General features: G+C 69.4%; 29 protein-coding genes and 1 pseudogene. 18 read left to right on the top strand and 12 right to left on the bottom strand.

The features are described 5' to 3' along the window. Positions 1–18: 18 nt before the first annotated feature. A pseudogene (locus P0592_RS20255) lies at positions 19–189 on the bottom strand (winged helix-turn-helix transcriptional regulator); the annotation flags it as partial. Positions 190–391: 202 nt separating this feature from the next. After that, positions 392–1,060, bottom strand: a complete 669-nt coding sequence (locus P0592_RS17100) for a sensor domain-containing protein (RefSeq protein ID WP_276272120.1) — start codon at positions 1,058–1,060, stop codon at positions 392–394. A gap of 151 nt (positions 1,061–1,211) precedes the next feature. Here P0592_RS17100 and P0592_RS17095 point away from each other — a divergent pair, with 151 nt between their 5' ends. From P0592_RS17095 to P0592_RS17085, 3 genes are all read left to right on the top strand, one after another. Then, positions 1,212–2,387, top strand: coding sequence for a M24 family metallopeptidase (locus P0592_RS17095; protein WP_276272119.1), 1,176 nt, complete (start codon positions 1,212–1,214; stop codon positions 2,385–2,387). Positions 2,388–2,567: 180 nt separating this feature from the next. After that, a complete protein-coding gene (locus tag P0592_RS17090; RefSeq protein ID WP_276272118.1) occupies positions 2,568–2,780 on the top strand; it encodes a hypothetical protein in 213 nt (70 codons plus the stop codon). A gap of 43 nt (positions 2,781–2,823) precedes the next feature. Then, positions 2,824–3,033 carry a ribbon-helix-helix domain-containing protein gene (locus P0592_RS17085; RefSeq protein ID WP_276272117.1) on the top strand — a complete coding sequence of 70 codons (210 nt, stop codon included), beginning with the start codon at positions 2,824–2,826 and terminating at the stop codon, positions 3,031–3,033. Here the strand turns inward: P0592_RS17085 and P0592_RS17080 are convergent, their stop codons facing one another. Together P0592_RS17080 and P0592_RS17075 are read right to left on the bottom strand one after the other, a co-directional pair. Then, a complete protein-coding gene (locus tag P0592_RS17080; RefSeq protein ID WP_276272116.1) occupies positions 3,034–3,444 on the bottom strand; it encodes a JAB/MPN domain protein-containing protein in 411 nt (136 codons plus the stop codon). It lies immediately after the preceding gene. A gap of 42 nt (positions 3,445–3,486) precedes the next feature. Next, the gene (locus P0592_RS17075) at positions 3,487–4,167 is read right to left on the bottom strand and encodes a hypothetical protein (RefSeq protein ID WP_276272115.1); all 681 of its coding nucleotides are present in this window, start codon (positions 4,165–4,167) and stop codon (positions 3,487–3,489) included. 126 nt (positions 4,168–4,293) lie between these two features. Between P0592_RS17075 and P0592_RS17070 the strand changes: the two genes are divergently transcribed. Next, the gene (locus tag P0592_RS17070; protein ID WP_276272114.1) at positions 4,294–4,983 is read left to right on the top strand and encodes a VOC family protein; all 690 of its coding nucleotides are present in this window, start codon (positions 4,294–4,296) and stop codon (positions 4,981–4,983) included. Between the two features lie 118 nt (positions 4,984–5,101). Continuing rightward, the gene (locus P0592_RS17065; protein ID WP_276272113.1) at positions 5,102–8,329 is read left to right on the top strand and encodes a carboxypeptidase regulatory-like domain-containing protein; all 3,228 of its coding nucleotides are present in this window, start codon (positions 5,102–5,104) and stop codon (positions 8,327–8,329) included. Between the two features lie 71 nt (positions 8,330–8,400). On the opposite strand, the gene P0592_RS17060 is transcribed toward P0592_RS17065, so the two are convergent. After that, on the bottom strand, positions 8,401–8,703 hold the full coding sequence (locus P0592_RS17060; RefSeq protein ID WP_276272112.1) for a DUF5779 family protein: 303 nt from the start codon (positions 8,701–8,703) through the stop codon (positions 8,401–8,403). A gap of 181 nt (positions 8,704–8,884) precedes the next feature. On the opposite strand from P0592_RS17060, the gene P0592_RS17055 reads away from it, so the two are divergent. The 10 genes from P0592_RS17055 to pfkB all read left to right on the top strand — a co-directional run bounded on the left by P0592_RS17055 (position 8,885) and on the right by pfkB (position 18,922). Beyond that, on the top strand, positions 8,885–10,069 hold the full coding sequence (locus P0592_RS17055; RefSeq protein ID WP_276273951.1) for a LeuA family protein: 1,185 nt from the start codon (positions 8,885–8,887) through the stop codon (positions 10,067–10,069). A gap of 325 nt (positions 10,070–10,394) precedes the next feature. Continuing rightward, complete coding sequence (gene ilvB, locus P0592_RS17050) at positions 10,395–12,158, top strand: biosynthetic-type acetolactate synthase large subunit (protein ID WP_276272111.1); 1,764 nt, start codon at positions 10,395–10,397, stop codon at positions 12,156–12,158. A 14-nt stretch (positions 12,159–12,172) separates the two neighbouring features. Next, positions 12,173–12,760, top strand: coding sequence for an acetolactate synthase small subunit (gene ilvN, locus P0592_RS17045; RefSeq protein ID WP_276272110.1), 588 nt, complete (start codon positions 12,173–12,175; stop codon positions 12,758–12,760). After that, positions 12,753–13,784, top strand: a complete 1,032-nt coding sequence (gene ilvC, locus P0592_RS17040; protein WP_276272109.1) for a ketol-acid reductoisomerase — start codon at positions 12,753–12,755, stop codon at positions 13,782–13,784. The genes ilvN and ilvC overlap by 8 nt, the downstream gene beginning before the upstream one ends. Then, positions 13,777–14,016 (top strand): DUF7989 family protein, encoded by a 240-nt coding sequence (locus tag P0592_RS17035; protein ID WP_276272108.1) that lies wholly within the window; start codon positions 13,777–13,779, stop codon positions 14,014–14,016. Before ilvC ends, P0592_RS17035 begins: the two co-directional genes overlap by 8 nt. Then, positions 14,013–15,434, top strand: coding sequence for a 3-isopropylmalate dehydratase large subunit (leuC, locus tag P0592_RS17030; protein ID WP_276272107.1), 1,422 nt, complete (start codon positions 14,013–14,015; stop codon positions 15,432–15,434). The genes P0592_RS17035 and leuC overlap by 4 nt, the downstream gene beginning before the upstream one ends. After that, positions 15,431–16,075, top strand: coding sequence for a 3-isopropylmalate dehydratase small subunit (leuD, locus tag P0592_RS17025; RefSeq protein ID WP_276272106.1), 645 nt, complete (start codon positions 15,431–15,433; stop codon positions 16,073–16,075). Before leuC ends, leuD begins: the two co-directional genes overlap by 4 nt. A 134-nt stretch (positions 16,076–16,209) precedes the next feature. Further along, positions 16,210–17,193: an isocitrate/isopropylmalate dehydrogenase family protein gene (locus P0592_RS17020; protein ID WP_276272105.1), complete on the top strand. Its 984-nt coding sequence runs from the start codon at positions 16,210–16,212 to the stop codon at positions 17,191–17,193. A 62-nt stretch (positions 17,194–17,255) separates the two neighbouring features. Next, positions 17,256–18,014, top strand: coding sequence for an HTH-type transcriptional regulator GlpR (gene glpR, locus P0592_RS17015; protein WP_276272104.1), 759 nt, complete (start codon positions 17,256–17,258; stop codon positions 18,012–18,014). Continuing rightward, the gene (gene pfkB / locus P0592_RS17010) at positions 18,011–18,922 is read left to right on the top strand and encodes a 1-phosphofructokinase (protein WP_276272103.1); all 912 of its coding nucleotides are present in this window, start codon (positions 18,011–18,013) and stop codon (positions 18,920–18,922) included. Before glpR ends, pfkB begins: the two co-directional genes overlap by 4 nt. A gap of 1 nt (position 18,923) precedes the next feature. On the opposite strand, the gene P0592_RS17005 is transcribed toward pfkB, so the two are convergent. Continuing rightward, positions 18,924–20,051 carry a hypothetical protein gene (locus P0592_RS17005; RefSeq protein ID WP_276272102.1) on the bottom strand — a complete coding sequence of 376 codons (1,128 nt, stop codon included), beginning with the start codon at positions 20,049–20,051 and terminating at the stop codon, positions 18,924–18,926. Positions 20,052–20,054: 3 nt separating this feature from the next. Further along, the gene (locus P0592_RS17000; protein WP_276272101.1) at positions 20,055–20,837 is read right to left on the bottom strand and encodes a class I fructose-bisphosphate aldolase; all 783 of its coding nucleotides are present in this window, start codon (positions 20,835–20,837) and stop codon (positions 20,055–20,057) included. A 114-nt stretch (positions 20,838–20,951) separates the two neighbouring features. Between P0592_RS17000 and P0592_RS16995 the strand changes: the two genes are divergently transcribed. After that, positions 20,952–21,101 carry a DUF7557 family protein gene (locus P0592_RS16995; protein ID WP_276272100.1) on the top strand — a complete coding sequence of 50 codons (150 nt, stop codon included), beginning with the start codon at positions 20,952–20,954 and terminating at the stop codon, positions 21,099–21,101. Here the strand turns inward: P0592_RS16995 and P0592_RS16990 are convergent. The 4 genes from P0592_RS16990 to P0592_RS16975 all read right to left on the bottom strand — a co-directional run bounded on the left by P0592_RS16990 (position 21,098) and on the right by P0592_RS16975 (position 23,101). After that, positions 21,098–21,541: a DUF5799 family protein gene (locus P0592_RS16990; protein ID WP_276272099.1), complete on the bottom strand. Its 444-nt coding sequence runs from the start codon at positions 21,539–21,541 to the stop codon at positions 21,098–21,100. The two genes, P0592_RS16995 and P0592_RS16990, sit on opposite strands and share 4 nt — an antisense overlap. A gap of 48 nt (positions 21,542–21,589) precedes the next feature. Then, positions 21,590–21,985 carry an OsmC family protein gene (locus P0592_RS16985; RefSeq protein WP_276272098.1) on the bottom strand — a complete coding sequence of 132 codons (396 nt, stop codon included), beginning with the start codon at positions 21,983–21,985 and terminating at the stop codon, positions 21,590–21,592. 92 nt (positions 21,986–22,077) lie between these two features. Then, positions 22,078–22,797 (bottom strand): metal-dependent hydrolase, encoded by a 720-nt coding sequence (locus P0592_RS16980; RefSeq protein ID WP_276272097.1) that lies wholly within the window; start codon positions 22,795–22,797, stop codon positions 22,078–22,080. A gap of 52 nt (positions 22,798–22,849) precedes the next feature. Then, positions 22,850–23,101, bottom strand: coding sequence for a hypothetical protein (locus tag P0592_RS16975; protein WP_276272096.1), 252 nt, complete (start codon positions 23,099–23,101; stop codon positions 22,850–22,852). Positions 23,102–23,181: 80 nt separating this feature from the next. Here P0592_RS16975 and P0592_RS16970 point away from each other — a divergent pair, with 80 nt between their 5' ends. Next, positions 23,182–24,285: a S1C family serine protease gene (locus P0592_RS16970; RefSeq protein ID WP_276272095.1), complete on the top strand. Its 1,104-nt coding sequence runs from the start codon at positions 23,182–23,184 to the stop codon at positions 24,283–24,285. A gap of 4 nt (positions 24,286–24,289) precedes the next feature. Here the strand turns inward: P0592_RS16970 and P0592_RS16965 are convergent, their stop codons facing one another. Further along, complete coding sequence (locus P0592_RS16965) at positions 24,290–24,778, bottom strand: TspO/MBR family protein (RefSeq protein ID WP_276272094.1); 489 nt, start codon at positions 24,776–24,778, stop codon at positions 24,290–24,292. 92 nt (positions 24,779–24,870) lie between these two features. Between P0592_RS16965 and P0592_RS16960 the strand changes: the two genes are divergently transcribed. Next, positions 24,871–25,290 (top strand): hypothetical protein, encoded by a 420-nt coding sequence (locus tag P0592_RS16960; protein WP_276272093.1) that lies wholly within the window; start codon positions 24,871–24,873, stop codon positions 25,288–25,290.

The raw sequence follows: 25,290 nt of genomic DNA, 5'->3' as shown, positions 1-25,290 counted from the left end.
GTCCATATCGTACCGCGTGGCCCACTGACGGAGTTGCGCGAACACCGGCTGGAGATCCGCGGCCTTCCGGTGGCCTCGTACTCCCCACGGGATCTCGTCGTCGGCGGTGCGGTCGACGAGTCCCGCGGCCGCCAGTTCGCCGAGCCGCGTCGCGAGCGTGTTCGGTGAGACGCCGAGTCGCTCCTCCAGTTCGGTGTACCCCCACGGCCGGCGGTCCTCGCGGGCGGGGGCGAAGCGGGACGGCCATCGTATGCGAGCGACCGCGGAGCGCGAGCAGGCCGCTGGCCGGGTAGCAGCCGCCGTAGTCGCCGGGGATCGGTGGGCCGGTCCGCCGGGTCGGTCGTCGGTTATGAGCGACCGTCGGGAACTACCGCTCTTGGTCCTTCGTCGCTCACTCCGGATCGGGATCGCGTCCGGCGGACAACAGCAGCTCCGTCGGGCGACTCCCCAGCGTCGCGAGGAGGTTACAGAGGTTCAGTGCGGCGAGCAGCGCGACGAGACCGAGGACGGCGAGCCCGACGGCCTCCGGCAGCGTGTCGACGGCACCGATACCGAGCCGGTAGGTCACGCCCGGCTCGTCGTAGACGAACGGGGCGGCCAGCAGCGCGGTCACGAGCGACCCGGCGGTGACGACCACCGCGAACGAGAGGACGCCGAAGACGAACTTCCAGAGCACGACCCCGACGCTGGTCCAGGTCGTCGGCTCCGAGAGGAACCGCTTCAGTGCGGCTCCCCAGTCGTCGGGCAGCGCCGGCTCGTCGGTCAGCCGTTCGAACGTCGCCGGTCCGGCGACCTCGCGGTCGAGCAGGAGGCGGGACTGGCCGGCCTCGAACCACGAGACGGCGGTCGTTCCGAGCAGCGTCAGGAGCAACAGCGGCACGCCGACGAGCGTGAACGCGAGCGCCCCGCCCGTCGACGCGGCGGTGGCGAACCCGACGAAGTACGCGAGTCCAAGGGGGAACGCGAGCAGGAGGTAGGCGAGTCGCTTGTAGGTCGATACGCGCAGCGGGGCGGTGACGAACCGGGTCAGGGCGTCACCGGGGGCGACGGAGTGTCCCATACGTATCGGTGGTCGCACCGCGTCCCGGTATAACCGCGTCGTCGGTTGCGAACGCGGCAGTCGGGCGAAACGGTTTTATATCGGAAGGGAGCCGCCGGCCAGCACCACCGGCGGCGGTAGCCCTTTGCCGGCGAGGCTCACACCGGACTGTATGGACCCCGATCTGACCACGCTCGACTCGTATCTCGACGACGCCGGCGTCGACGGCTACCTCCTCGACGCGGACTCGGAGGTGTCCGACCAGTACTACCTCTCGGGGTTCGACGCCCCCGATCCGTTCGTCACGCTGTACGACGGCGAGACGCACCTGCTGTTCCCGCGGAGCCTCGAGTACGGCCGCGCGAAGCGGGAGGCCCGCGCCGACAGCGTCCAGCGGTACGTCGACTTCGACCACGCCGAACTCGTCGAAGCACACGGCCCGGACGAGGCCGTCTCGCACGTCCTCGCGCGCTTCCTCGGCTCCTACGACGTCGACAGCGTCGCCGTCCCGCCGCGGTTCCCGCTGAAGACGGCCGACGGCCTCCGCACTCGGGGGATCGAAGTCACGGCCGACACCGAGGGCGTCGTCACCGAGATCCGCGCCACCAAGACCGACGAGGAGATCGACCACGTCCGGACGGCACAGCGGGCCAACGAGGCCGCGATGGCCGCTGCCGAGGAGCTACTGGACGCGGCGACGGTCGCCGACGACGGCACGCTCGAACACGAGGGCGAGCCACTGACCAGCGAGCGCGTCAAGGAGGAGATCGAGGTGACGCTGCTGCGCCACGGCTGCTCGCTCGACGAGACCATCGTCGCCTGCGGGGGCGACGCCGCCGACCCTCACGACCGCGGGAGCGGGCCGCTGTCTGCCGACGAGCCGATCATCGTCGACATCTTCCCGCGGGACAAGGCGACGAAGTACCACGCCGACATGACGCGGACCTTCTGCGTCGGCGAACCGAGCGACGCGGTCAGGGAGTGGTACGACCTGACCGAGCGGGCGATGGCGGCGGCGTTCGACGCGCTGGAACCGGGCGTGACCGGCGAGGCGATCCACGCCGCGGTCTGTGACGTGTACGAGGAGGCCGGCCACCCGACGCTGCGCAGCGACGACCGCACCGAGACGGGGTTCATCCACAGCACGGGCCACGGGGTCGGCCTCGACGTCCACGAACTGCCGCGGCTCTCGCCCAACGGCGGCGAACTCGAACCGGGCCACGTCGTCACCGTCGAACCGGGCCTGTACGACCCCGAGGTCGGCGGCGTCCGCATCGAGGACCTCGTGGTCGTCACCGAGGACGGCTACGAGAACCTCACCGACTACGAGAAGCGCCTGGTCGTCTGACCCGCCGGAGTTCCGCTTGGCGGACCGTGCGAACTAGTGTCGGTGCAGAATCCAACATTAACTTTTATTATAGACTGGGCGGAAGGGACTGGCACCGATGCTCGTACTCATCGCCGACGCCGCAGCCACGATCCCGACGACAGACTTCGAGACATACCGCGACACGACACCACCGACAGAATGAGCACACGACAGCCGACGACCGACGATCCCTTCACGACCGCCGCTCGCACCGAGCCACGGACCGAACACGACGCGACGACCGAGCCCGACGCCGAGCCGCCCCGGACCGAACCGGACCGGTCCTCGCGCTCGGCGGGCGCGCCGATGCTGTTCTCCCCGTCCAGTTCCGCGACGGCCGGCCAGTTCGACACGACCGCCGACCAGCCGTAGCCGAGGGCACAACCGTTTTCCTCGCGGCCGGTCTGACTCCGGTATGGCCGACTACACGACGGTCTCGATCCCGAAGGATCTGGCCGACCGCGTCGAGGAGACCATCGAGGGGACGAGTTTCTCGAGTACCTCCGACCTCGTTCGGTTCCTGCTGCGGAGCATCGTCGTCCAGCACCAGCGACAGGGCGAACTGACCGAGGCGGAGTTCCAGGACATCACCGACCAGCTCCGGGACCTGGGGTACCTGGAGTAGCTACGCCAGCGACTCCTCGGGCGGCTCGACGTCGAGGATGGTGACCCGCTGTCGCCGTCCCGAGCGGTCGAACGCCCCGAAGTCGTCCTCCTCCCACGGCGGGATGGCCACGAACACCACCTCGTGGAGGTCGTCCTCCTCGGTGACGCCCAGTAGCCCGCCGGGGTGTGAGACGAACCGCCCCTCGGTCTGACCCGCGGGCGTCCCGAGGTCCATCCCGAAGACGGCGTTGACCGAACTGCCCGCCGAGGGGAGGTAGAAGTCCGTGAACACGGGCGTCTCGTCGTCGAGGTCGGCGTCGGGGAGGTCGCCGGCCGGCGTGACCGACAGCGAGATGGTGACCTCGTCGGGTTCGGCCTCGCTGGCCAGCCGCAACAGCGTCTCGACGAGTCCGCGCGTGACGTAGACCACACTCCGAGTAGGCGGGGACGCGGTTTAACCCCGTCGCCGACCCTACCCGAAGACGAGGGACTGGACGGTCTTCGCGAACAGCTGTGGCGACCGACGCCGGGACCCCCGGAGCGCGTCCCGGAGCGCCTCGCCCGCGTCCTCCAGGACCCCTCGCCCGTGTCCGACCAGGATCTGCTCGGGCGTCAGTCGGGACAGCTTCTTCGGCGGTGTGAGCCGCCGCACCGGATGGACGCCGAGCCGTTCCCCGGGGGCCAGGAAGAACTCCGCGGTCCCGACGGACTCCGCGACGACCAGCGTGTCGTCGTCCTCGCCGTACAGCGCGGCCTCCTGCCAGAACGGGTTCTCGACCACCTCGTGGACGCCGTAGTCGGTCCCGGGGATCTGACGCCCGACGCGTTCGACCGGGGCGTCGAGGTCGCTCTCGACGCCGGACATCCACTCGGGGACGTACACCGGGACGTCGTGGCGGGTCGCGACCGCCGCGCAGTCTCGCTTGTGGCGGTCGAGCAGGAGGACGACGCCGGCGACCTCGCCGAACTCGGCGAGGAGGTCGTCGATGCCCTCGGCGTCGACGGGGTCGACGACGAGCGCGCCGGCGTCCGTCCCGAGGACGTGGCTCGCCCGCTGCATATCCTCGTCGGGGTGGGCGAGCCAGCCCGCGCCACGGTCCCAGCGGTCGATCTCCTGCCAGTCCGTCGCCGCGTCCGAGGCTTTCATCGGCATACGACGGATTTGGTGACGCGGCCGGATAAAGGGTACAACCCCGGCGGTGGGGACCCCGCCCCGAGGCGTCGGGTCGCGCCGGGACGTCACCGGCGCTTTTCACCCGGGCTGTCCTACCCTCGGCATATGCTCTCCACCCCCGAGTGGCTCACGCTGGAAGTGAAGTACACCGACCGGATGACGGCGTTCTACGACGCGTTCCTCGAACTCGACGTCCAGCGGGAGACGGCCGACGCGGCGGTGCTGACCGCGGGCGAGACGGAACTGCGCCTCCAGTCGCCCGGGCCGGTCCCGCGCGGCGGGCTCCACACCCACTACGCGCTGACCGTCCCCGAGCGGGAGTACGACGACTGGTACGACCGCCTCGACGAGCGGTTCGATCTGGTCGAGGAGACGTTCGGCGACGCCCGCTCGCTGTACTTCTACGACCCGGAGGGCAACTGCGTCGAACTGGGCGAGCGGCGGTCCTCGGGCAGCGGCGTCACCGGACTGTTCGAGCTCGTCCTCGAAGTCGAACAGCTGGACGCCGCCGTCGAGTTCTACCGGTCGCTTGGCTTCGAGCTGGTCGACGACGGCCGCGACGAGGGCAGAGTGCGACTGACGACGGGCGAACTCGACCTGGAGCTGTGGGCACCGCGACTCGGGATCGCCGACGCCCGCGGGGGTGTCCACGTCGACTTCGGCGTCGCGGCCGACGACCCCCGGTCGATCGCCGACGGGGTGGCAGACGAGGCGCGCGCGGTCACCTCGGTCGACGAGGGGGTACGCGTTCGCGACCCGGACGGGCACTACCTGACGCTGGTCGGCGATTCGTGACGTTCTCCGCCCCCGAAACACGAGTGTAGTTCACGAACGTCGTCTTCCGCTCGTCCGCCGTTTCATCCGTGATAACGTGGCACACAGATATTTATAGGATAGTAGCAGTTGGCAAGTTATGCTGGACACCACTCTGAAGCTGCGAGCGGTGTGGCTATCGGCGCTGCTCGTCCTCTCACTGCTCGCGTTCGGTGTCGGGACCGTACCCGGCGGTGCGGTCTCCGGCAACGTCGCGTCGAACGCGGCCGGCAACGCCGAGGTGACCACCTCCCAGACCGTGGCCGGGAAGGCCGCGGACTACTCGGTCAGTGCCAGCTACGACCGGCTGAGCCAGGACGCCGAGACCGTCCGCGTCAACTTCACCGGAACCGGCGCGAAGATGACCTACGCCACCGTCCGGGACGGGACCGTCACGGTCTCGGCTGGCGGGCAACAGCGGGAGGTCGTCGTCAGTTCCAGACAGGTCGTTGAGAACGGTGCGGCGGTGGACATCACCCTCGCCGAGAGCCTGAAGCGCGGCAGCTCGCCCACGGTCTCGTTCACCCTCGAGAACGTCTTCAATCCGGGGACTGCGGGAGACTACGACGTGACCGTCGACGCTCGGTCGAGCGGGACGACCGTCCAGCGGGCCGACGACCAGGTGTCCATCATCGAGGGCGGTGACATCGCGGGGACGGTCGAACACCCCGACGGCTCCGCCGTCACGGACGACAGTACGGACGTCGACATCATCGACCCTGACACGGGCAAGACGGTCGAGCGTGCGAGTTACAGCGCGTCCACGGGTCGCTACACCGCCACCGTCCCCGGCGGAACGTACGACGTCGAGGTGACGTCTGACGGCTACGCACGGCAGGTGCGGACGGTCAGCGTCGCGAACGGCGGGTCGGTCACGCAGGACGTGACGATGGACCACGGCGGTTGGCTCAACGGGACCGTGACAGACGGGTCCGGGACGCCGCTACGGGGGATCACCGTCGAAGCGGTACGGACCTCGACGAACACCGTCGCCGCGTCGACGACGACGGCCGGCGACGGGTCGTACTCGCTCGCGCTTGACCCGGACGGCACCTACGTCGTCCTCGCGTCGCTGACCGACTCGGACGACTACGACACGGGCTTCCGTGAGGGTGTCGGCGTCACGGACGGCGCGACGACCACGGTGAACCTGACGACGCCCGAGATCCCCGACGACGGGACCATCAGCGTCTCGGCGACGGGTCCCGACGGAACCCCGATCACCGGTGCGACGGTCAGCTACCGGAGTTCGGACTACCGGTTCGGCAGTCGGACGAAGACCGATCTGAACGGTGACGCAAGCATCAGCACCCCCGCCGGGACCTACCTCGTGCGCATCACGACCTCGGCCTACGGGACCAGGGTCGTCCGGGGCGTCGCTCTCAACGAGAGCGGGACCGCCGACGTGAGCGTCACCTTCCGGAAGCCGGCGACCATCTCGGGGACCGTCTCCGCCGAGACCGGATCGGTGCCGAAGGGGACGATGGTCCTGATCAGCGACGGCGAGAGCTTCTACCCGGTGCAGGTGACCCGAGGGAGTTACAGCAAGACCGTCCCGCCGGGCGACTACACCGTCTCGGTGTTCGCCCGGGGCAAGAGCGCCCCGACGGCCGCGGTGAACGCCACGGCCGGGGAGACGAACACGAGCGACTTCACCCTGGAGAAGGCGTCGATCGAAGCCTCGAACGTCACCATCACGTCCGGCCCGGGCGACGGGTCGAACCTCGGCCTCCGGACGGACCTGCAGTCGGGACTCGTGCAGCTACAGCTGGTCGACGAGTCCTCGTACTCGGGCCAGGGGGTCGGGAAACCGGACAACCTCACGAGCCTCGGCGTGACCAGACAGACCGAGTTCCGCATCACCCTCACGGTGAAGAACTTCGATCCCAACTCGCTGATCTGGGGGCTCCGCAACGCCAGCTGGGAGACCTCGCCCAACGCGAGCGTCGCGGACGGGACCGACATCACCATCACGGGGTCGACGGTCGACCTCCAGGCGGTGTCGTCGAAGGGCGTCGGGCCGCTGTTGTTCCAGAGCCCGTCGACGATCTCCTGGCCGAACGGTCGGAACGCGGCCGCCGATATGGGCTTCACCCGGACGGTCTACTTCGGCCTGTTCGACCTCTCGACGGTGCCCGGCCCCGCCCAGAACAACCTCAACGGGATCAGTACGACGACCAACGCACAGCGGTTCGCGCCGCCGACCTACGACAACGGGTCGCTCCAGGTGTGGATGGCCGCCCCGAGCAAGAACGAGACCGGCGGCAAACACACCGGGTTCTACCAGGCGACGATCCCGGACTCCCAGCTGAACGAGTGGGGCGTCGACGACCCCGAGACCGAACTCGACGTCTCGTTCAAGGACCAGCCCCGGACGTTCACCGTCACCGAGACCGCCGACGGCGCTCGCATCCTCATCGAGAACATCAGCTACTCCGCGGGATACGCCGCGATCTCGCCCAACGAGACGGCGATCGGCAGCGGCGGCGGCGGTGGTGACACGACGACGGACCCGACCGACGACGAGACGACCAACACGACCGCCTCCAACGAGACCGCGCTCAACGAGACCGCGGCCGACGACACCGTCGACAACGCGACCGACCCGGTCGTCGCGGTCTCTGCGGTCCGGAACGGGAGCACCGGACTGGCGACGGCGGCGGTTGCGACCGTCACAGCGAACCAGACCGTCTCGGTCGCGTTCGAAGACGCCGACCGGGAGGTGGCCTCGGAGCCGTTCACCGTCGCCAGGGTCAACGTCACCGCCGCCACCGACGTCGAGTCGCTGTCGGTGAGCGCCGGCCGGCCGTCCGAGACGGTGGCCGACGTGCCCGAACTCTCGGCGGCACGCGAGGCCGCGGCGGTCGAGTACGTCGAGATCGACACGAGCGCCGCGGCCGCGAACGTCTCCTCGGCGACGATCACCGTCGCGCTGAACGAGAGCGAGCGCGAGGCGCTCGGCGTCAGCCGCGAGAACGTCACGGTGTACCGCTACCACGACGGCTGGCAGGCGCTGAACACGACCCACGTCGGCGACGGCGAGTACCGGGCCGAGTCACCCGGATTCTCGACGTTCGCCGTCGGCGGGCCTCAGTCGACCCAGCAGTCCACCGAGACGAACCCGGCGGCTCCGACCGAGACCGAGAGCCCGACGGAGACTGAGACGGAGACGGCGACCCCGGAGACCCCGACCTCGACGGAGACGGCGGCTCCGTCGACGGCGGCGGACTCCCCGACCCCGACGACCGGGAGCGGACCCGGGTTCGGCGTCGTCGCGGCCCTGCTCGCGGTCCTCGCGACCGCGCTCGCCGCGCGGACCCGGCGGTAGGCGGTCGCCGGAACACTCGTCGGGCGACGGTCGGCGTCACGCCCTCCGTCGCCCTGACCGCGTGCAGCCGCTCAGAGCCGGTCGGTGTCGATGTCGACGCCCGGCGGCGTCACGACGAGAAAGCCACGGAAGTGCATCAGTTCGCCGCCGGCCTCCTTGACCGGCCGGGCGAACCCGGCGGCGAGTTCGTTCAGGTCGCCGTCGACGTTCAGGACCAGCGCCCCCCCGTCGTCGACGATCGAGAGCCACTCGTCGTCGTCGGTGGTGCCGTCGAGCACGCCCAGGACCACGCGGTCGCTCCCCCCGTCGCCGTCGTCGTCGAGGTCCATCTGGTCCTCGACGGCCTGTAGGTCGAGCCCCTCGAAGTCGCTCATACGCCAGGAGAGACGCCACGACGGCAAAAATCCTCGGCCTCCCGTCTGACGCGCGTCGTCCGTCCGGCGGTCCGTCCCGAACATTCGTGATGTTCTGTCCGATGGACAACTATAAGTACCGGAAGGGACCAGATACGGGTGCTTATGTCCAACAACGAGGGCACGTCGGGAACCCCGGCGGATCGAGTTCTTCCAGGGCACACTGGATTCCACGTCTGAGATCTCAGACGCACGCATTTTCGACACCACGCTGCGAGACGGTGAGCAGTCACCGCGCACGTCGTTCAACTACGAGGACAAACGCGAGATAGCCGCGCTGCTGGACGAGATGGGGACCCACGTCATCGAGGCCGGCTTCCCCGTCAACTCCGACGCGGAGTTCGAGGCGGTGCGGGACATCGCGGAGTCCACACGGGTGACGACCTGCGGGCTGGCACGCGTGGTCGAGAAGGACATCGAGGCGGCGCTGGAGTCGGGTGTGGATATGGTCCACACGTTCGTCTCGACGTCGGACGTACAGTTGCAGGATTCCATGCACGCGACCCGGCAGGAGGCGCTGGACTCGGCGGTCGAGTCCGTCGAGCGCATCGTCGAGGCCGGGGCCGAGTGTATGTTCTCGCCGATGGACGCCACCCGGACGGACGAGGACTTCCTCGTCGAGGTCATCGAGGCCACGTCCGCGGCCGGGGCCGACTGGATCAACATCCCCGACACCTGCGGGGTGGCGACGCCGAGCCGCTTCGCCGACCTGATCGCGAAGGTCGACTCGGTGACCGAGGCCGGCATCGACGTGCACACGCACGACGACTTCGGGCTGGCCTCCGCCAACGCCATCTCCGGCTACGAGGCCGGCGCGGCCCAGTCGCAGGTGTCGGTCAACGGCATCGGCGAGCGGGCCGGTAACGCGGCCTACGAGGAGGTCGTGATGTCGCTGGAGTCGCTGTACGACGTCGACACCGGCGTCGACACCACGCGCATCACGGAGCTGTCACGCATCGTCGAGGAGAAGTCCGACATCCCGGTGCCGGCGAACAAGCCGGTCGTGGGCCGCAACGCCTTCTCCCACGAGAGCGGCATCCACGCCGCCGGCGTCATCGAGAACTCCGACACCTTCGAGCCGGGGGTCATGACCCCGGAGATGGTGGGGGCCGAGCGCGAGCTGGTGCTGGGCAAGCACACCGGTGCCCACTCGGTCCGGGAGCGGCTCGTCGACGCGGGCTACGACCCCAGCGACGCCGAGGTCCGGGAAGTGACCCGCCGCGTCAAGGAGTTCGGCGCGGAGAAACAGCAGGTCACGATGAGCGAACTGGAGCGGTTCGCCGAGGAGGTCGGCGTCGAGCGGGAAAGCGAGGAGGTCCGGGCGTAGGTCCTATGTCCGCGCCTCCGGTCGCGACGAACGGGCAGCAGCGGCGCGCAGTGCCGACGCCGTCCCGGGTTCGCCAGCCCCTCTCACGGAACGTTTATTATGGCTGGCGGACAGAGAATCGACGTGATGACGGCGCGCGCTGGCGACCGGGTCCGACCCGCGACCAGCGGCGCGCTCCTCCTTCGCGACGAGCGTATTGTAGGGGCGGTATAGCCCCTCACACACCTCTTTCCTCGCTACCCGTACCGACCATCTACCACCCAGCAGAGACGCCAGCTATGCACACACCACACGCACGCTATCGACCACGAACCGGAGGGACAGCATGAGCGAGCGCGCATCGGTCCCACGAGCAGAGGAACAGCCCGACGAGGAACACGCGGACGAGGCGGAACCGGTCAGCACCGGCGCACAGTCCGTCGTCCGGGCGCTGGAGAACGCCGGCACGGAGTTCGTCTTCGGCGTCCAGGGCGGGGCCATCATGCCCGTCTACGACGCGCTGTACGACTCCGACATCACGCACGTGACGATGGCCCACGAGCAGGGGGCCTCCCACGCCGCCGACGCCTACGGCATCGTCACCGGCGACCCGGGCGTCTGTTTCGCCACCTCGGGGCCGGGCGCGACGAACCTCGTGACCGGCATCGCCGACGCCTCGATGGACTCGGACCCGGTGATCGCGCTGACGGGGCAGGTCCCGACTGACTTCGTCGGCAACGACGCGTTCCAGGAGACCGACACCGTCGGCATCACCCAGCCCATCACGAAGGAGAGCTACTTCGCGAGCCACTCCGACACGGTCGGCGACGACGTCAGCGAGGCGTTCGCGCTGGCCGATTCGGGCCGGCAGGGGCCGACGCTGGTCGACCTCCCGAAAGACGTCACGCAGGGCGAGACCGAGGTTGAACCGAAGGCCCCGGAGACGCCCGACACCTACGAGGTCCAGGAGGAGGCCGACGACGCGGCCGTCCAGGAGGCCGCCGAGGCGCTCGCCGACGCGGACCGTCCGGTCATCCTGTCGGGCGGCGGCGTCATCAAGGCGGAGGCCTCCTCGGCGCTCCGGGAGTTCGCGAAGGAGTACGAGATCCCGGTCATCACGACGATGCCGGGCATCGGGAGCTTCCCCGAGGACCACGAGCTCTCGCTGGAGTGGGCCGGGATGCACGGCACCGGCTACGCCAACATGGCCATCACGAACACGGACTGTATGCTGGCCATCGGCACGCGGTTCGACGACCGCCTGACCGGCGGCGTCGACTCGTTCGCGCCGGACGCCGACATCGTCCACGTCGACATCGACCCCGCCGAGATCAGCAAGAACGTCTACGCGGACTACCCGCTGATCGGCGACGCCCGGAAGGTCCTGCGGCAGCTGTTCGACGCGATGCCGCGAGCGCCCGCGGCCGACGAGTGGCGCGAGCAGTGCCAGGACTGGAAAGAGGAGTACCCGATGGAGTACGACACGCCCGACGACGAGCCGCTGAAACCGCAGTACGTCGTCGAGCGGTTCTCCGAGGTGACGCCGGACGACACCATCGTCTGTACCGGCGTTGGCCAGCACCAGATGTGGGCCTCCCAGTTCTGGGAGTACACCGAGCCACGGACGTGGGTCTCCTCCCACGGCCTGGGGACGATGGGGTACGGCGTCCCCGCGGCCATCGGCGCGAAGCTGGCGGCCCCCGACCAGGAGGTCGTCTGCTTCGACGGCGACGGCTCGTTCCTGATGACGGTCCAGGGCCTCTCGGTCGCGGTCCGGGAGAACCTCGACATCACCTACGTCATCCTGAACAACGAGGCCGTCGGGATGGTCCGCCAGTGGCAGGACGGCTTCTACGAGGGCCGTCGGATGGCCTCGGAGTACCCGTGGATCCCCCAGTTCGACAAGCTCGCGGAGGCGTTCGGCGCTCGCGGCTTCCGGCTGGAGGACTACGGCGAGGTCGAGGAGACCATCCAGGCGGCCCGCGACTACGACGGGCCGTCTGTCATCGACGCCCACATCGACCCCGGGGAGAACGTCTTCCCGATGGTCCCGAGCGGCGGCGACAACGGCCTGTTCGCACTGGAGGAAGACCACCTGGAGATGCTCTGACCATGACCGGAGGAATGCCCGGACCCGCGCCCGACGAACGGATGCGTCCCGAGGGCCGACGCAACTCCCAGGGGATCCGCGTCGACCCCGAGGCCGAAGTGACCCACGAGCCGCGGCAGGCGGTCCTGTCGGCGCTGGTCAAGCACCGCCCCGGCGTGCTCGCGGAGGTGTCGGGGCTGTTCAGCCGCCGGCAGTTCAACATCGAAAGCCTCACCGTGGGACCGACGGACGACGAAGACACCGCCCGGATGACGATCCTCATCGAGGAGCCGGAACCCGGGATCGAACAGGCGAAGAAGCAACTGCGGAAGCTGGTGCCCGTCGTCGAGGTCACGGAGCTGGAGCCGGCGGCGGTCCGGCGGGAGCTCGCGCTCATCAAGGTGGACGGCGAGAAGCCCGACGACGTCAACGCCGTCGCCGAGATGTACGGCGGACAGGCCGTCGACGCCTCGACCGACTCCGTGACCGTCGAGATCACGGGCAGCAAGCAGAAGATCGACGCCGCCGTCGACGCGTTCCAGCAGTTCGACGTGCGGGAGGTCGTGCGGACCGGGGCCGCCGCGCTGGAACGAGGCCCCACCACACTGGACAACGATGACTGACGAACTGACCACAGAGGTCTACTACGACGACGACGCCGACGTATCGACACTCGACGACGAGACCGTAGCCGTGCTCGGCTACGGGTCCCAGGGCCACGCCCACGCGCTGAACCTCCACGACTCCGGCGTGGACGTGGTCGTGGGCCTCCGCGAGGGGTCGTCCTCGCGGGACGCCGCCGAGGAGGCCGGCCTGCGCGTCGCGACGCCCGACGACGCCGCGAGCGAGGCCGACCGCGTGGTCGTGCTCGTGCCCGACACCGTCCAGCCGGCCGTCTACGAGGCCATCGAAGACGAACTCGACGCCGGCGACACGCTGCAGTTCGCCCACGGGTTCAACATCCACTACGGGCAGATCGAACCGCCCGAGGACGTCGACGTGACGATGGTCGCGCCGAAGTCCCCGGGCCACCTCGTGCGCCGGACCTACGAGCGCGGCGAGGGGACGCCCGGCCTCGTGGCCGTCTACCAGGACGCCACCGGCGACGCCTTCGAGGAGTCGCTGGCCTACGCGAAAGGCATCGGCTGCACCCGCGCCGGCGTCATCGAGACCACGTTCAAGGAGGAGGTCGAGACCGACCTCTTCGGCGAGCAGGCCGTCCTCTGTGGCGGGGTCACCGAGATGGTCAAGGCCGGCTTCGAGACGCTGGTCGACGCCGGCTACGCGCCGGAGATGGCCTACTTCGAGTGTCTGAACGAGCTGAAGCTCATCGTCGACCTGATGTACGAGGGCGGGCACATGGAGATGTGGAACTCCGTCTCCGACACCGCGGAGTACGGCGGTCTGACCCGCGGTGAGGAGGTCATCGACCGCGAGGGGATGGAGCGGATTCTCGAGGAGGTCCAGAACGGCGAGTTCGCCCGCGAGTGGATCAACGAGAACCAGGCGAACCGGCCCGCGTACAAGCAGTACCGCGACGCGGAACAGAACCACCAGATCGAGGCGGTCGGCGGGGGCCTGCGCGAGCTGTTCGCGTGGGGCGAGGACGCCGACCAACAGGAACAGGAAGCACCCGCAGATGACTGACGACGACACGAACGAGACCCGCGAGACGATGGGTGAGGTCGACCACACCCACCCCCACACGAACGACACCTTCGGCAACCCCTTCCAGCGCGGCCCCGCCGTGGCCGCCGACGGCGGAGAGGCCGAGGAACCGACCGACGAGACGATGGAGGACGTCGACCACGAGTCGCCCGGCGAGGGCGTCGACCGCGCCTACGAGCGCGGTACCGAGGGACGGGACGAGACAGTATGAGTCAGGGCACCCTGTACGACAAGGTGTGGGACCGGCACAAAGTCACCACGCTGCCCAACGGGCAGGACCAGCTGTTCGTCGGCCTGCACCTCATCCACGAGGTCACCAGTCCGCAGGCGTTCGGGATGCTCGAGGAGCGCGGCCTCGAGGTCGCGCGGCCGGACCTGACCCACGCCACGGTCGACCACATCGTCCCGACGGCGAACCAGGACCGGCCCTACGCCGACGACGCCGCCGAGCGGATGATGTCGGAGCTCGAGGAGAACGTCCGCGACGCGGGCATCCAGTTCTCCGACCCGACGACGGGCGACCAGGGCATCGTCCACGTCATCGGCCCGGAGCAGGGGATCACCCAGCCCGGCAAGACCATCGTCTGTGGCGACAGCCACACCTCGACCCACGGCGCGTTCGGCGCGCTCGCGTTCGGGATCGGGACCTCCCAGATCCGGGACGTGCTGGCGACCCAGACCATCGCGATGGAGAAACAGAAGGTCCGGAAGATCCAGGTCGACGGCGAACTCGGCGAGGGCGTCGAGGCCAAAGACGTCATCCTCGAGATCATCCGCCGCCTGGGCACCGAGGGCGGCGTCGGCTACGTCTACGAGTACGCCGGCGAGGCCATCGAGAACCTGGGTATGGAGGGCCGGATGTCGATCTGCAACATGTCCATCGAGGGCGGCGCTCGCGCGGGCTACGTCAACCCCGACGAGACCACCTTCGAGTGGCTGCAGGACACCGACTACTTCCGTGAGCACCCCGAGAAGTTCGAGGAACTGAAGCCGTACTGGGAGTCCATCCGGAGCGACGAGGACGCCGAGTACGACGACGTCGTCGAGATCGACGCGAGCGAACTCGATCCCGTCGTCACGTGGGGGACCACGCCCGGCCAGGGCATCGGCATCGACGACCCGATCCCGGCCCCGGAGGACCTCCCGGAGGGCAAGCAGGACACCGCCCGACGCGCACAGGAGCACATGCGCGTCGAACCCGGCGAGACGATGGAGGGCTACGACATCGACGTCGCCTTCCTCGGGTCCTGTACCAACGCCCGCCTGCCCGACCTGCGCCGCGCGGCCCGCATCGTGAAGGGCCGGCAGGTCGACGACGACGTGCGCGCGTTCGTCGTCCCCGGCAGCCAGCGCGTCCAGCGCGCCGCCGAGGAGGAAGGGCTCAAGGACGTCTTCGAGGAGGCCGGCTTCGAGTGGCGCAACGCCGGCTGTTCGATGTGTCTGGGGATGAACGAGGACCAGCTGGAGGGCGACGAGGCCTGTGCCTCGTCCTCGAACCGGAACTTCGTCGGGCGGCAGGGCTCGAAGGACGGCCGCACCGTCCTGATGAACCCCCGGATGGTGGCCGCCGCGGCCGTCACCGGCGAGGTCTCCGACGTGCGCGACCTGAAGGAGGTGACCTTGGCGTGAGCGACGCCACCGAGGAGATCCCCGAGGTCGACTACGTCGAGGGGACCGGCATCCCCATCCGCGGGAACGACATCGACACGGACCAGATCATCCCGGCCCGGTTCATGAAGGTCGTCACCTTCGACGGACTGGGCGAGTTCGCCTTCTTCGACCTCCGGTTCGACGACGAGGACAACCAGAAGGACCACCCGATGAACGAGGAGCGGTTCCAGGACGCCAACGTGATGGTGGTCAACGACAACTTCGGCTGTGGCTCCTCCCGCGAGCACGCCCCGCAGGCGCTGATGCGCTGGGGCATCGACGCGCTCATCGGCGAGGGGTTCGCCGAGATCTTCGCCGGCAACTGCCTCGCCCTGGGCATCCCGACGGTGACCGCCGACCACGAGAGCATCAACGCGCTCCAGCAGTGGGTCGACGACAACCCCGACGGGAACATCGAGGTCGACGTGGCCGCCGAGACAGTCCGGTACGGCGGGAACGAGATATCCGTCTCCGTCGACGACGCACAGCGCCAGGCGCTCGTCGAGGGCATCTGGGACACGACGGCCCTGATGAAGGCCAACCGGAACGCCATCGAGGAGACCGCGGCGCAGCTACCGTACCTCGACCGGACCCGGTCGGACGTCGAGGCGGACGACTGACGACTGGACGCTCCGTTCTCCGACGGGAGCGCCGGATCGCGGACGCCGTCGACTGATCGCGGTGGCCCTTCTACTCGCTCGCTCGACGGCGCGGAACCGAACCACTTTCACCGGCCGGCCGTCTCTCGCCGGGTATGACACACGAGATCGCGGTCATCCCTGGCGACGGCATCGGGCAGGAGGTCACGCCCGCCGCCGTCGAGGTACTGGCGGCCCTGGAGACGGTCGACTTCGAGTTCGTCGAGGCCGACGCCGGCGACGCGGTGGAGGCCGAGACCGGCGAGGCGCTGCCGCGAGAGACGCGGGAGGTGGCGGCCGAGGCAGACGCGACGCTGTTCGGCGCGGCCGGCGAGACGGCCGCCGACGTCATCCTCCCGCTGCGGGAGGTCGTCGGCTCGTTCGCCAACGTCCGGCCGGCCCGGTCGTACCCCGGTCTCGACGCCGTCCAGCCCGACACCGACATCGTGTTCATCCGCGAGAACACGGAGGGGGTCTACTCGGGTATCGAGGACGAGATCGTCGACGGCGTCCGGACGCTGACCCGCGTCGTCACCGAGGACGCCTCCCGGGAGATCGCCGAGTACGGCTTCCGCTACGCGAAGCAGAACGGCTACGACGACGTCACCATCGCACACAAGGCCAACGTGATGCGCGAGACCGACGGGCTGTTCCTCGACACCGCAGAGGCCGTCGCGGACGAACGGGGTGCCGAGTACGACACCGCGCTGATGGACGCGCTGGCGATGCACCTCGTGATGACGCCCGAGGAGTACGGCGTCGTCGTCTGTCCGAACCTCGCCGGCGATATGCTCTCGGACCTCGCCGCGGGGCTGGTCGGCGGCCTCGGCCTGCTGCCCTCCGCGAACATCGGCGAGGAGAACGCCCTGTTCGAGCCGGTCCACGGCTCTGCGCCCGACATCGCGGGCGAGGGGATCGCGAACCCCTCGGCGATGATCCTCTCGGCGGCGATGCTGCTTGACCACCTCGGATACGACGAGGAGGGCGACCGGGTTCGCGCGGCCGTCGAGGCGGTCCTGGCGGACGGCCCGCGGACGCCCGACCTCGGCGGCGACGCCGGGACCGACGAGGTCACCGCCGCCGTCGTCGACGGGCTGTAGCGCACAGGAACGCGCATCGGCCGATAGAAAGTTGTAAAACCGAAGCGAAACGATCACGGGGTATGCTCCCGGCCGAGCGAAAGCGGACAATCGTCGAGCTGGTGACCGAGCGGGACGGCTGTTCCGTCGCGGCGCTGGCCGAGGAACTCGACTTCTCGAAGGCGACCATCCGCCGTGACCTGCGGGACCTGGCGGAGGCGGGTCGCATCGAGCGGTCCCACGGCGGGGCCGTACCGGCGTCGTCGGTCGGGAACGAACAGTCCTACGACCAGCGCGAGGTGGAACACTTCGACGCGAAGCGGGCGATCGCCGAGCGCGCGAGCGAGGAGATCCGGGACGGCGAGGTCGTCTTCTTCGACGCCGGGACGACGACGATCGAGGTCGCTCGGGCGGCCGAGGGCGGCTACGCGGCGGTGACGAACATGCCGACGCTGGCGACGGAACTGGCCGACAGAGAGGTGGACGTGAAACTCACCGGCGGGACCCTCCGAGCCAGGACCCGCGCGCTCGTCGGTCCGACGGCAGAGACGTTCCTCGACCGGACGAACTTCGACCGCCTGTTCCTCGGGACCAACGGGCTCGACGCCGAGGCGGGCCTGTCGACCCCCAACGAGGAGGAGGCCGCGATCAAGCGCGCGATGGTCGAGGCGGCGTCGCGGGTCGTCCTCGTCGCCGACGCCTCGAAGTTCGACGAGCGGAGCTTCGTCACCTTCGCCGACCTGAGCGACGTGGACGTCCTCGTCACGGACGGCGACCCGTCCGACGGACTGGCGGAGGCGCTCGCGGCTGCCGACGTCGTCGTGGAGCGAGTCGACCCATGATCGTCACGGTCACGTACAATCCGGCTGTCGACCAGACGCTCCAGTTCGACGAGCCGATGGCGGCCGATCACGTGCTGCGGGCCAGCGACGCGCGGTTCGACGCGGGCGGCAAGGGCATCAACGTCGCGCAGTTCCTGACGGCGCTGGAGACGCCCTGCGTCGCCACGGGTATCGTCGGCGGGTTCACCGGCCAGTTCGTCCGCGACGATATGGCCGCCGACGGCGTCGAGACGGCCTTCGTCGAGGTGGCCGGTGTCACGCGACTCAACACTACTGCGCTGGCCGAGGGGACGGAGTACAAGCTGAACCACGACGGACCGATCGTCGACGGTTCGACGGCCGACGCGGTCGTCGAGCGGGTCCGGGAGCGGGACCCCGACCGCGTCCTGATCGGTGGGAGTCTCCCGCCGGGGCTCTCGACCGCCGACGTCGACGCCGTCGCCGCCGCCGGGGACTGGGCGACCGTCGTCGATATGGAGGGCGACGCGCTCCGAGCGCTCGACGAGCAGTACGCGCTGTGCAAACCGAACCGCGAAGAACTGGCCGAGGCGACGGGTGCGGACGTGTCGACGGTCGAGGGCTGTGCCCGTGCCGCCGCCGACTTCCGGAGCCAGGGGTTCGACCGCGTGCTGGCGTCGCTGGGCGGCGACGGGGCGGTGCTGGCGACGGCCGACGAACTGCTGTTCGCGGAGGCGCTGGACGTCGACGTGGTCGGGACCGTCGGTGCCGGCGACGCCCTGCTGTCGGGCGTCCTGGCGGCGTGGGAACGCGGGACCGACGACGCGACGGCGCTGCAGAACGGGGTCGCCGTCTCCTCGCGGCTGGTCGAGCAGGCCGGCACCGCCGTCCCGGACTTCGACGACGTCGGAGCGCTCCGTGACCGCGTTCGCGTCCGACGGATCGACTGACTCAAAACTTCTCGTCGTAGCCGTCGACGAACGCCCGGACCTCGCGCAACGAGGGCTGGTCGGCGGTCCGGACGAAGTGGCCGGCGACGGCGTTGCCGACGACGACGGCGGCGGCGGGCGACAGTCCGGTCACGAGGCCCAACCCCAGGCCGGCGTTGAAGTGGTCGCCGGAACTGGTCGTGAGCGCGGGGTCGTCGACACCGGGGACGGCGACGCTGGTGGTCCCCTCCTCCGAGACGACGACCGAGCGGTCGACCCCGTGACCGACGAACCAGGTCGACCCGAGGGCCGCGCGGACCGTCTCCGCGGCCGCCTCGAACTCCCGGTCGGCCTCCCCCGCGAACGCGTCGGCGAGGACGGCCGTCTCCGCCCGGTTCGAGGAGACGACGACGTCGGTCACGTCGGTCAGTCTGCCGATGGCACCCCGCCCCTCCCGGAGCCGTTCGGCGTCGAGTTTCCGGATGTCCCCGGGGTCCACCAGCACCGCTCCGGGCGGGTCGTCGAGGTCGGCCCAGCGTCCGCGGAGTCCGTCTATGAGGTCGGGGAGGTCCGGCGTCTCCGACCAGTACCCCATCCCGAGGAGGGCCGCCCCGTCGACCCGGTCCAGGAAGCGGTCGTGGCCGAACCGCTCGTCGAGCTCCGTCCAGTCCAGCGCCATCGTGTCGCCGATCTCGGTCAACATCAGCTTCCCGTCGTCGAACTCGACGGCGTCGGTGACGCCGGGAGAGCCGAGCGAGTGCAGTTCGAACCCGTCGAACTCCGCCGCGAACGCCTCGTGGATCGGGTCGCCGTACATCCCGATCAGCGTCGGCTCGAAGGCCCACGTCCCGAACGCCCGGGCGAGGTGGCAGGTGTGGCCGCCGGTGCGGTTGCCGTCCTGTCGCCACTCGAATGTCAGCGAGCTGTCGGCGTCGACGGAGGCGGTCACGCGGTCGCTGAGCGACGCCAGCGTGGGGACCCGGTCGTAGCTGTCCGGCCCCTGGCGGTCGGCGACGAGTTCGCGGACCCGGTCGAGGTAGCCGTCGAAGCCGAAGACGACGGACGCACGATCGACGGCCTCCGGGAGCGCGCTCCCGGCGGGAAACTCCTCGCGTGCGGCGGCGACCGCGCTACGTGTGGACTCGTCCATCCCCTACAGCACGCTGTCGGCGCTCTCGCCCTCGAAGACGACCGGTTCGAGCTTGTCGAGGATGTCGTAGGGGTCCTCGCGCTGCCAGACGTTGCGCCCGACCGCGAGGCCGGCGACGCCGACGTCCATACAGTCCTCGACGAGTTCGAGGAAATCCCGGTCGGAGGTCTTCGAGCCGCCCGAGAGCAGGACGCGGTTGTCGGCGGCCGACTGGACGGCGTGGGCCATCGCCTCCTTGTCGCGGGGGTACTTGATCTTCGTGAAGTCCGAGCCCAGTTCCAGCCCGATCCGGGCCGCGTAGGAGATGATGTCGGGCTTCCGGTGGGCCTTGACCGCCTGGCCGCGCGGGTACGACCACAGCGCGATGGGGAGGTCGTGGTCGCGGGCCGCCTCCTGGACGGGACGGAAGTCCTCGAACATGTCGGGCTCCCGGTTGACGCCGGGGTACACGGTGTAGCCGACGGCGTCGGCACCCAGTTCGGCCGCGTACTCGACCGACCAGTTCTGGGGCGAGTAGGGGTCGCCCATCCAGAGGTCCGAGCCGCCGTTGAGCTTCGCCAGTAGGTTCACGTCGTCCTCGTAGCTGGGGTAGTACGTCTCGGCGAGCCCCTTCCCCACCGCGAGCGCGGTGACGGCGTCGTGGGTCGCCATCTCGAACACCTCGCGTGGGTCCAGCCGCTCCTCGACGCCGCTGAACTGCTTGGGGCCGTGTTCCAGCCCGTGGTCGTGAGCCAGCACGAGCGTCTTGTCGTTGCGAACGAGCGGGGAGTCGCCAACTGGTCGCATACCGACACTTACCCGGAACGACCATTAACAGTTTTCGATTTTGGTCATTTACTACCGTTCGTGTACGTTCTTGGTCGGAGAGGTGTTAAGTGGGAGGGCGGGGTAGGGGAGAGTATGCCGTCCGTCGAACTCGACGAGGAGACGATCCAGCGCCTCGACGATCTCCGTGTCGAGGACGAGTCATACGACGAGCTCGTGACCGAACTCATCAACATCTACGAGGCCGAGGAGCTGACGCTCTTCCACGGCGGCGACGAGTACTAACCCTGGGCCTGCTTGCGGATCGCGTCCCACCGCCCGTTCGACTCCAGTTTCTCCTGTAGCTGCTGTGCGTACTCCTGGGCGAGCTGTTCGGCCTCGTCGGTCCGCTCGTCGGATCCACCGCCCCCGCCGAGGCCGAGCGCGTCCTTGACGCCCGAGAAGAGGCCGCCACCACCGGAGCCGCCGGACCCGCCACCGCCGCCCATCGGTGACTGGTTCTCGATCCGGTCCATCTCGGGCATCACGCTCCCGAGCTTGGACGTGTCGGCGACGATCCGTGCCTGCTCGGGGTCGCCGGGGTTCTCGATGCGGAACTCCGTCGCCGTCATCACGAGCCCCCACTGCTGGCTAGAGAACGAGGACGCCTGTACCCGGTCGTTGAACTGCTGATCGACCTGCATCCGCTCGCCGGCGATCCGGTCCGTCCAGTCGTTGTCGCTCATAGCCGCCCGTTCGGGAGCCGAGCGTATGAGCGTTTCCCGAACGCGGCCTCAGACGCCGGACTCGATGGCGATGTCCGCGTGGAGCTCCTCGCGCAGCGCGGAGTGGACGTGACAGATCTCCTCGCCGCGTTCGACGATCTCCTGCTCGTCGTCGCCGAGGTCTGCCTCGACCTCGATGTCGAAGGCGATCGCCTCGAGGTCGTCGTCCTCGTCGAGGTCGGCGGAGACCTCGACCTCGACGACACCGACGTCGTCGTAGCCGTTCTCGTCGGCGGCCACGCGCAGCGCGGGGATGTAACACGAGGCGTAGTCCGCGGCCAGCACCTCGTTGGGCGAGGGGCCGTCCTCGCTCAGGGCGTCGACGACGAGCTCCCACTCGCCGTTGATGACGCTCTCGGTCGTGAACCCGGACTCACACGTGCTGGTGACTTCGATGTCTGCCATAGCAGGTGATGGGTCACGCGCCGGCCACATAACCGTTGTTCGGGAGTGTGTGACGAACGTCTCGGTCGAGGCCTGCCGGCTCCTGGGGACGGTCAGAGCTCGTAGGACTCGTCGCCGTCGAGCACGACGACCTCGGTGTCGCTGCCGACGCCCTTGACCTCCTTGACGAAGTCGTCGGTGTCGATCTCGATGGGCGGGAACGTATCGTAGTGCATCGGGAACACGGTGTCGACGTCCAGCCAGTCGGTGGCGACGGCGGCCTGCATCGGTCCCATCGTGAAGTGGTCGCCGACCGGCAGCGCGGCGGCGTCGGGTTCGAGGTACGGGCCGATGACCTCCCGCATCTCGGTCATCAGGCCGGTGTCGCCCGCGTGGTAGAACGTCGTCGACTCCGCGTCGCTGACCTGCGTCGGCTTGGTGTCGGAGATGACGAAGCCGGCGGGCATCCCCGCACTGGTACCGTAGCCGGTGTCGATCCCGTTGGTGTGGTCGGCGCGGTGCATCGTCACGAAGGCGTCGCCGATCTCGACGGTGCCGCCGAGGTTCATCCCCATCCCGCCGACGGCGTCGAAGTCGCCGAAGGTGTCCTCGCAGTAACCCACCAGCTCCGGCGTCGCGACGAGGCCGCTTCCCTCGTAGCGGTCCACGTCGCCGATGTGGTCGGCGTGACCGTGTGTCAGCAGGACCCAGTCGGGGTCGAGTTCCTCCGGGTCCGTGTCCGTCTTGGGGTTGTCGAAGAACGGGTCGATGAGGAGGTCCGTCTCGCCTACGGTGACGTGCCACGTCGAGTGTCCGTACCAGGTAACTTCCATAGCCGGACGATGATAGTCGCGGCTGACACTTAACCGTACAGCAAGGGGCAGGTCAGTCGAAGATCGTGGTCCGCGTCGGCTTGCCCTGTGCGTACCTGATCCAGCGGCGCATGTGTCTGTTCAGCCCCCAGAACAGGACCACGATCATCCCGAACAGCGCAGACAGCAGGACGAGACCGAGCACGAGCGGTTCCTCGGCCGGCAGGCCCAGCAGTGCGACGACGATTCCCACCAGTGCCATCTCCGCGGCACACCGCAGACCCGGCAGGACGAACCCCGGCGTCGGCGTCGAATCCTCTGGCATACAGGCACATACCGGTGGTCCGTATAGTAGTTTGTGTCCGCCCCGCCGGGTTTATTCGACCGCTGTCCTAACCGGCCCGTATGGCTTCCGAGCAGCTCTCCCGGCGGCGCTTCCTCGCGGCACTCGGGGTCGCGGCGGGGACCGCCGGCTGTCAGTCCCCCGGGTCGCCGGGGAGCGAACACGGCGGGGCGTCGGCGACCGACGACGGCACCACGTCGAGCGCCGGGGGCGAGACCCGGTCGGGGACCGAGTACACGGCGGTCTACCGGGCGGTGGCCGACGCCGTCGCGTCGATCCGCGTCTACGACCGCGACGGACGCGGAGCCGGCGGCAGCGGCTTCCTCGTCGACGGCGACCACCTCGTCACGAACGAGCACGTCGTCGCCGGTGCGGACGAGGTGTACGCCCGCTTCGCCGACACCGGGTGGCGGCCGGTCTCCGTCGTCGGAACGGACGTGTACAGCGACCTCGCGGTCCTGCGAGTCGGTGATCCACCGGACGGGGTCGATCCGCTGTCGTTCGCCACCCGGGACCCGCCGGTCGGGACCCGCGTCGTCGCCATCGGGAACCCCTTCGGCCTGTCCGGCTCGGTCTCGGAGGGGATCGTCAGCGGCGTCGACAGGACCCTGCCCGCGGCCAACAACTTCTCCATCGCCGACGCGATCCAGACCGACGCGGCGGTCAACCCCGGCAACAGCGGCGGCCCGCTGGTGAGCCTCGACGGCGACGTGCTGGGCGTCATCAACTCGGGGGGCGGCGACAACGTCGGGTTCGCCATCTCCGCGGCGCTGGCACGGCGCGTGGTCCCGTCGCTCCTGCGGACCGGCGACTACGAGCACTCGTATATGGGCGTCGCCCTCCAGAGCCTGACGCCGCTGGTCGCCACGGCCAACGGGATCGACCCGGCGTCCGGCGTCTACATCGACAGGGTACTGGACGGCGGCCCGTCCGACGGCGTCCTCCGGGGGTCGACCGGGACGGAGACGCTGACCGGCACGGAGGTCCCCGTCGGCGGGGACGTGGTCCGCCGACTCGACGGCACGCCGACCCCGACCCGGCAGGAGTTCTCGACGTTCCTCGCGCTGGAGACCAGCCCCGGGGACACGATCGCCGCGGAGCTCGTTCGGGACGGCGAGACCAGGACGGTCGATCTGACGCTGGGCGAGCGGCCCGCGCCCGGGTGACCGGTCAGTTCACCACGAGAAACCGGTAGTTCAGGACGCTGGCGAAGGCCACCCAACCGACGTAGGGCACGAGCAGCAGGGCCGCGCGGCGGTCCACGCGATCGAACGCCCACACCGTGGGGAGCAACACCACCAGCAGCGCCAGGACGACGGCCAGCGCCGCCCCGAGGTCCTGTGCCCGGAAGAACACCGGCGTCCAGGCGACGTTGAGCGCCATCTGTCCGACGAACAGCGCCAGCGCCAGCCGCCGCCGGCGCGTCCGTTCCGCCCGCCAGACGAGGAACAGCGCACCCCCCAGGAGCGTGAACAGGAGGGTCCAGACCACGCCGAACAGCCACGGCGGCGGGTAGATGGCGGGCTCGGTGAGGCTCTGGAACCACGCGGAGTTCGGCCCGCCCAGCGCCGCCGGAGCGGCCCCGACGAGGTTGACGAGCAGGACCGCCGCGACCAGGCGGAGGGCGTCGGCCCGTCGACGAGTCCGTGTCACGTTCATACGCTAGCGTCGCCGGCGAGAGACAAATAGCTCCGCAATCACCGCCCCGGCCGTCACAAGACACTTCTCGGCCGGCGGTTCACGTCCCGGACGTGCGCGACATCCCCGACGCGAACGGTGGTGACGGCCTCCGTCCGGTCGCCGCCGTCGCCCTCGGAGCCCTCCTGTTGGTCGGCGTGTTCGTCGTCGTGACGAGCGGCGGCGGACCGGCCGTGACGAACGACCCCGACCTGCGGGTCGAAGTGACGGCGACGCCGGTCGACGCGCCACCGAGCGACGCCGATGTGCGCCGACACGGTAGCTTCGAGGTCGCGACGCCCGTTCATCGGGCGGTCCTGCGGGCCGCGAGCGTGAACGGGACCGCGACGAGGGAACGCACCGTCGAGAGCCCCGATGTCGTCGGGCTCGAGGCGGGTGCCGAGGAGGCGACCTTCTACGTCCGGCGGGACAGCGACGGCGACGACGAGTACGCCCGCGTCCGTGTCGAGGTGCTCGAACGCGTCGAGAACTGA

The organism is Haloarcula litorea (genome assembly GCF_029338195.1).
GTDB lineage: Archaea > Halobacteriota > Halobacteria > Halobacteriales > Haloarculaceae > Haloarcula > Haloarcula litorea.
This window is presented reverse-complemented; position numbering and strand designations above follow the sequence as displayed.